Annotated in this window: 3 protein-coding genes; all 3 read right to left on the bottom strand. The window is 40.4% G+C overall.

Annotation, left to right across the window (positions count from 1 at the left end):
• On the bottom strand, positions 1 to 2,490 hold a 2,490-nt coding region (recG, locus tag AC2JBO_RS43465; RefSeq protein WP_496959827.1), incomplete at its 3' end, for an ATP-dependent DNA helicase RecG.
• Between the two features lie 39 nt (positions 2,491 to 2,529).
• Positions 2,530 to 3,651, bottom strand: coding sequence for a hypothetical protein (locus AC2JBO_RS43460; protein WP_496959826.1), 1,122 nt, complete (start codon positions 3,649 to 3,651; stop codon positions 2,530 to 2,532).
• 266 nt (positions 3,652 to 3,917) lie between these two features.
• Positions 3,918 to 4,402, bottom strand: a 485-nt coding sequence (gene tsf, locus AC2JBO_RS43455) for a translation elongation factor Ts (protein WP_496959825.1), incomplete at its 5' end; no start/stop codon positions are given.

Genomic DNA, 4,402 nt, shown 5'->3' with positions numbered 1-4,402 from the left:
TAGCTTTTGATGTCGATATTTTAGTTCTTCTTTCATTAAAAACCAACGCTCTAATGTCGCGTCAATTTCCATGACTTTTTCTGCTGCTTGACGAGCTAATATTAATATTTCTTCGTCTTCTACTAAGCTTGCTAAAGTAAAGTCTGCAACTCCAGATTGTTTTCTTCCTAATACTTCCCCAGGACCACGAAAACGCATGTCCATTTCTGAGATAAAAAAGCCGTCTTGTGATTGTTCTAATACTTTTAATCTTTGTTGGGCATCGGCACTTTTGGAACTGCTCATTAGTAAACAATATGATTGTGCGGCGCCTCTTCCAACACGACCACGCAACTGATGTAACTGTGATAATCCAAATCTCTCAGCGTTTTCTACGAGCATTACTGTTGCATTGGGTACGTCTACACCAACTTCTACAACAGTGGTGGATACTAATATTTGTGTTTCTCCATCCCTAAATTTAGTAATAGCTTCGTCTTTTTCTGCTGAACTCATGCGTCCATGTAGTAACCCGACTTTAAAGTCTGGAAATATGGCTTCTTGTAAGTTTTGATGTTCTTCTACGGCGGAACGTAAATCGAGTTTTTCTGATTCTTCGACTAATGGTAATACTACATATACTTGGCGCCCTTGAGCTATTTCGCGACGCATTAAGTCGTATGCGTCTGGTCGCTGACTTGCCATTAATGCGGTGGTTTTGATGGCTTGGCGCCCTGGTGGTAATTCGTCTATTTGGCTTACGTCTAAGTCCCCATGAATTGTTAATGCTAAAGTACGGGGAATGGGGGTCGCTGTCATTGTTAATACATGAGGCTGTTCGCCTTTTTGCTGGAGTTTGGCGCGTTGCTCTACTCCAAAGCGGTGTTGCTCGTCAATTACAACTAGACCTAGACGATTAAAGTTTACTGGGTCTTGAATTAAGGCGTGAGTTCCTACTAGTAATGGTAATTCTCCGGTTTCAAGATGTGCGTGAATTTGGCGCCGTTTTGATACTTTTGTTGAACCTGTTAGTAGTTCGACGGGGAGATGCAACAAGTTAAACCAGCTAACGAGTTTACGATAGTGTTGTTCTGCTAATACTTCGGTTGGCGCCATTAATGCACCTTGATATCCTGATTGTATAGCAGCTAATAATGCTATTATTGCTACGACTGTTTTACCCGAACCTACGTCACCTTGTACTAAACGATTCATTGGTACTGTTTTTTGCAGGTCGCCAAGAATATCGTTAATTACTCGCTGTTGGGCGCCTGTGAGTTGGAAGGGTAAGATTTTATAAAATTCGTCTACGAGTTGTCCCTTGGGAACAAGGACTGCACTAGTTTGAATTTGTTTGGCTTTGTGTTGACGTTGAAGTAAACCTAGCTGGAGATAGAAAAATTCATCGAACACTAAACGACGACGGGCCCCTGTTAGTGAGTCACTATCAGGAGGAAAATGGATGTTGTTAATAGCATCCTTTAATTCCATTAAGTTATATTTATCCCGTAAACCTTTTGGTAAAGGGTCTTTTATGTGTTGTGTTGCTGGCATTGCTGCTGTAACAGCTTGCCGAACTAAAGAAGCTACAACACCTTCGGTAAGGGCGTATATTGGTACTACACGCCCGATTATTAAAGATTCTATTTCATCACCTGGATGTGCTAATACTTCAATTTCCGGATTATCGATTGTTTTACCGTATTTACTCGCTTTTACTAGTCCACACACTGCGACTACTGTCCCAACTGCGTACTGACGCTTGATGCTTTCTTGCCAAGCTCGACTCGAATAACGGGCGCCTGCGTAAAAGCGACCAATTTTGAGGCGCCCAGTGTTATCCCGCAGTTGCAATTCTAATATTGTTAGTTTTTTATTTTTCGGACTAGTAAAACAGCTACAGCTTTTGACTGATGCGACTATTGTTACTGTTTCACCTGCTTGTAGTTCGTTGATGCGAGCTTGACGTGCGTAGTCGATGTGGTCGCGGGGAAAATAGTATAGTAAGTCATGTACTGTATACAACCCAAGCCGAACTAACTTATCAGCTTGACGGGGACCTATTTCTGGTAATTCGCCAATTTTTTGGTTGAGTGCTGGGGCGAGTAAACGAGAAACACTGGAAACAGGAATTTTTGTATTTGGGGTTTTGTAATTTGCTTTTGCTTCTTCTGCAACTAATGCTTTTGGAGTTGAAGGTTTTTCGACTTTTAAAGAGCTATCTATTAAAGAGCCATCTTGGTGTTGCATTTGCTGGATGTAACGGCCAGTTTGAGCAACTAAACTCTGACGTGATTCTATATCGAGATTTGGATAATCAGCATACTCTGCTGCTAATTGGCACCAACGGTCACGCTCTTCGCTGGGTATGCCATCAGGAAATTTACCAAATGTTAGACACAAAAATTCGCTAAAACGGTATTGTCTGCCCACCAAGTCGGTGAACCCTTGTTCCGCTTCTATCGTCAGAGCTTTTTGTAATCTTACCCAATCTGGTTTATCAGTAGCCATGTTAATCGAAGTTAATCGAAAAATATAAGATCTAAAATTCTAAGATTCATCGTACCAACTTGAACGCCAAGCTGCTTCGGCTTGTGCAACAGCTAATTCGCGCTGTCTTTTAAAGTATTCACGACGTAGTTTCTGGAGTTGACCTTGAAGAATATGAATTTGCTTACGAACTGCTGAAACTTGAGAATCAGCAAATTCGATTTCTGTTAGTCGCAAATTAACTGTCATAATTTGCGTTAAGCCAGAATCTGTAGGCCGTCGTTCGTTGGAAACTTCGACTACAACGTTGAGTATATTCGGTGGGCCTGGTAAAACATCGGCGCCTTCGGATGCTGTGGCAGCTTCTATAACTGGTTCAGGTAACTTTTTTGGTAAGATTTCGGCTTTCTGTAACAGCATATTTGTTTCGTGCGAAAGCTTTTTGAGCGCAAATTGTGTAGAAAGTTCCAAACTATGAATCCATTTGCTAATTTCAATTGGGTTTGCAATATTGATAGCAGCAAAACGTAATGGAACTGGGTTTATCAGTGGAAATATTGGAATATTAGGTAATCGAGGAATTGCTTTTTTATTTATAGGTTCTTTTTCTGGTTGTTTATTTTCTGAGCTATATTTCGTGTCTTCTTCGTCTTCGTCTTCGTCTTCGTCTTCATCTTCAAATTCTTCGTCTTCATATTCATCATCGTCGTATTCTTCTAGCTCGTTAAGTTCTTCGATATCAAACGGGGAACCTTCACTTGCTAATAATTCAATTAATGATAAAGGAATAGCTTCAGAGGAAATTTCTGATTCACTCTCCTTTTCGTCAGTTTCTTTTTCGTCACCTGTTTGGTTTTGCGCTGTATTTTGCTCTAATATATCTGTATTTAATATAGTTTCTGGTTCTATCAAAGTATATTTTTGTAACTGGTCGGCGGTCTTCGTGCCCAATTCACGAATCGATTGTTGCAATTTTTGCCGCTGACTCAAAGATAACTGTAAGAAGGAATTAGGGTATCCTTGAGTACACAAGTGGTAAGTAGCTAAAATTAATTGCTGGCGCACTGCTCGACCTAATGCTGCAAAATAAGCGGTATAGGAATCCTGTAGTGACTGCGCGATTCCAGTTACCGTCTGCTCTAATGCTTTTATATCTTGCTCAATTCGTTCAATCGTCGCCATAACGTCTCACTACCGATGTATATTTTTTAATTTTATTTCTAGCTAGCAACAATGAATTACCAATATTGTATAGTACTCATGTATATAATTACAAATTTGATATGTTGGTTGCGTCGGTTTATAAGCACAGTTTTTACTCATAATTTTTTAATTATTGTGAACTGTGTGTAAACTAAAAGAGCGATTATGCTGATTATATGAATGAAAAACAGGTCAGGCACTTTGCTTGACCTGCTTAAAAGATAGTTTCAGGATAGTTTCTGGAATTACTTGGCGCCAATTTGGGCAGCAACTTCATCAGCAAAGCTCATTTCTTGTTTTTCGATACCTTCACCGAGAACAAAGCGAGCAAAGCGTTTGACCTCAATGTTATCACCAAGTTTGGAGCCGGCTTGCTTAACTAACTCCTCAACGGTAATGCTTTGGTCACGAATGTAGGGCTGATCAACCAAGGTCATTTCTTTCAGACGCTTGTCAATTCGTCCTTGAACGATTTTTTCCTTGATGTTATCCGGCTTATTCGCGAGATCATCGCGTCCCATCTCAATTTCTTTTTCCTTAGCCGCAATATCAGCAGGAATTTCTCCAACGTTGACATACTCAACGTTTGGACATGCTGCTACTTGCATCGCGATATTACGCGCGAGAGTTTTAAATTCTTCGTTACTTGCGGAATCTTTTTGACAATCTAATTCAACTAGAACGCCAACTCGTCCACCAGTATGGATGTAGCTTTCGACTACACCTTGTG

This window comes from Calothrix sp. CBUCES-K 9914, from assembly GCF_059640475.1.
The sequence above is the reverse complement of the archived record's forward strand: the minus strand, read 5'-3'. Positions and strand labels throughout refer to the sequence as shown.

Coding starts and splice junctions, on each gene's coding strand:
- AC2JBO_RS43460 (WP_496959826.1), bottom strand. CDS start 3,651: ATGGCGACGATTGAACGAATTGAGCAAGATATAAAAGCATTAGAGCAG.